Source organism: Fusobacterium sp., assembly GCF_032477075.1.
Classification (GTDB): domain Bacteria; phylum Fusobacteriota; class Fusobacteriia; order Fusobacteriales; family Fusobacteriaceae; genus Fusobacterium_A.
The window spans coordinates 1-3,322 of sequence record NZ_JAWDXO010000076.1 but is presented as its reverse complement, the minus strand read 5'-3'; the positions used below and the strand labels follow the sequence as shown (position 1 = coordinate 3,322).

Genomic DNA, 3,322 nt, shown 5'->3' with positions numbered 1-3,322 from the left:
TGAAGATACTACTCCATTATTTCCATAGAGTGCATGACCTGTAATCTTATCTGTTCCACTTGAGTTATCTGTCTTTAGTGTATCTATTCTCAGAGTAAGGACTCCATTTGCTCCTATTGTTATATTTCCTGCATCTGTTACTGTTAAACCTGTTGTTTTTCCATCACTATCAACAGTTGTTTCAAATAAAGTTACATTTGTATTTATATTCATATTTTCAAAACCTGAAATATTATGAAGAATATTTATTTCTCCACTATTTGAAGCTCTTGTTACTGGTGAATTAAAATTAAGAGTATCATTTCCTACACCCCCATCAAGAGTTCCATTGATAACACTTCCTGTTTCTATTGTAAGGGTATCATCTCCTGTTCCCATATCTATTTTTCCATTGATTATGCTTCCTATTCCTACTGTAAGAGTATCTTCTTCTGCTCCCATGTCTATGTCACCATTAACTATTCCTTCATCTGCAATAGTAAGGACATCTTTTCCTTCTCCCATATCTATTTTTCCATTGATTATGCTTCCTGTTTCTATTGTAAGACTATCTTCTCCTATCCCCATGTTTATGTTACCATTAATTATTCCTTTATCTGCAATAGTAAGGACATCTTTTCCTTCTCCCATATCTATTTTTCCATTGATTGTACTTCCTATTCCTACTGTGAGAGTATCATCTCCCATTCCCATGTCTATGTTACCATTAACTATTCCTTCACCTGCAATAGTAAAGATGTCTTCTCCTTTTCCCATGTCTATATTTCCATTAATTACAGTATTATGAACTCTATTGCCATCTACATATTTAATTTCTGCAGATTGAAGTATTAATACATCTCCTGTGTCACTTCCTATTACAGTACTGCTTCCATCTATTCCTCCATTTACCACTGTTCCTGATAGTGTAATTTCTCCTCCAGCTGTATCAAAGATAACTGCTCTTCCATAAGCATTAATTATTGAACCTGATACTTTATTATCTGCTCCTGAAACTTTTAATGTGCTGTCTTTTCCATTTAGTATAGAGTTATCAAATTCTACTGGATTACTAGCAAATGTAAAACTATCTGTTGAAGTTCCTACTCCTGAACTACCAATAATACCAGCATTTTTTATATTCATTTCTCTTTTTATTTCATTTCCTTCTGCATCATGCCCTATTACTATTGGATCAGTAAGATTTTGTGTGGCTTCACTTACCTTTCCATCTGTGCCACTAATTTCCAGACCATAATTTGTTGCTGTTCCCCCTTCAACTACTGAATTTCTTCCTGCTATAAGTATTCCATAATTATTAACTGTACTATTTTCACCTACAGCACTAATACTTCCAAATACAACCCCTAAATTATTTATATTTCCCTTATTTCCATAAGAACGAGATTCGATACCATACCCAGCAGCATCTGCAGGAGCTCTTCCTGAGATTACTCCACTATTTATTATATTGATTGCTGGACCAATCAAATACATTCCATAAACAGAAGAAGTACCAGTACTAGTTATACTTCCACTATTGGTTATATCTCCTTTTATTGTTGCCCAATTTAAACTTATTCCAGAACTAGAACTACCAGCAGCAGTTATACTTCCACTATTAGTTATATCTCCTTCTGTTGTTGAACTACCTAAACTTACTCCTGCACCATCATTTTTTCCTGTTCCTGTTATTAAGCCACTATTTATCAAAGTTTCTATCGCTCCATCAATAGAAATTCCATAACCTGAACCAGGAGTTTCAGCAACAGCAACAGTACCAGTTATACTTCCACCATTTATTATATTTTCTACTGTTGATGAATTATTTAAACTTACCCCATAACCAGAACTAGAACCATAAGTATACCTACCAAGAGCAGTACCAGTTATACTTCCACTATTAGTTATATCTCCTTCTATTGTTGAACCATTTAATAAATATATTCCATAAACAGAACTAGAACTACTATTAGCAGTGCCAGTTATACTTCCACTATTAGTTATATCTCCTTCTATTGTTGAATTACTTAATCTTACTCCATTACCATAAGCATCACTAATACCAATTATGCTTCCACTATTAGTTATATCTTCTTTTATTTTTGAACCACTCAATAAATTTATTCCATAACCAGAGTCAGTACCAGCACCTGTTATACTTCCACTATTTAGTATATTTTCCACTGTTACATCTTCTAAATTTATCCCATGACTAAATCCACCACTGCCACCAACAGCAGTACCAGTTATACTTCCACTATTAGTTATATCTCTCTCTATTGTTGAACCATTTAATAAATATATTCCATAACCACGACCACCATAAATATAGCCAGCACCTGTTATATTCCCACTATTTATTATCTCTTCCACCTCTGTGCCTTCTAAATTTATCCCATAACCATTACCGCCACTAGGAGCAGTACCAGTTATTCTTCCACTATTTAGTATATTTTTCACTGTTGCATAAAATCCTAATATTCCAACACTCTTACCATTATTACTAATGACATTTATAGCTCCATTATTTACTATATCTCTCACTTCTGCATAACTGTCTATATTTATTCCATGAGCCTCATCAGTTCCAACAACACTTATAGTTCCGTTGTTTATTATATCCCTCATTATTGATCTATCACCTATAATTATCCCATAACTTTTACTAGTTCCAGTAGTATCTATAGCTCCATTATTTATTATATCTCCCTCTACTGTTGAAGAATTTATAAATATTCCACCACTATTATCCCCAGCAGCATTTATACTCTTGTTATTTAATATATTTCTCATTGTTGAGGAGATTACAGCTAGTCCTATAACATCATCACCAGAACTAGAAACTGCTATATCTTCATTATTTATAAAATCATACTCTGAATCATTCTTACTAACTATTTCATGTCCAATATCTTCTCCCATTACTGCTACACAAGATAAAAGCAGCCCTATAACTACCCCTATTGTTATATTTCTTCCTCTTTTTTTATTCCCACTTTTTACAGCCTTCATAATATTTTCTATCATACTCTTCTCCCTTTTATAAATCCGCTTTAATATACATTTAAAATTGGATTAAAAAAAAATGTTCATGTTTATATAATAAGGCGAACTTTAAATGGCTGAGAGTTCTTATTTTTAGGACATTCATATTTTTATCCCATTCAATTTACAAAAAATAAAAACTTGATTTTTCAAATTTTAAAGGTTATAATAGATAATAAAAAAGTTCGCCTTATTATATAAAAGAGAACCTTATTTTTTTATTTTGTTCTGAGAGCTCTTAAATCTTAGAATTTTTCATTCAAAAAATTATTAAAATTATTCCATTCTGTCTCCA

1 protein-coding gene is annotated in these 3,322 nt (G+C 32.2%); it reads right to left on the bottom strand.

What is annotated here, in order from left to right; all coding sequences use genetic code 11:
- On the bottom strand, window positions 1–3,009 hold a 3,009-nt coding region (locus E6771_RS15895), incomplete at its 3' end, for a beta strand repeat-containing protein (RefSeq protein ID WP_410054685.1).
- Between the last annotated feature and the right edge of the window lie 313 nt (window positions 3,010–3,322).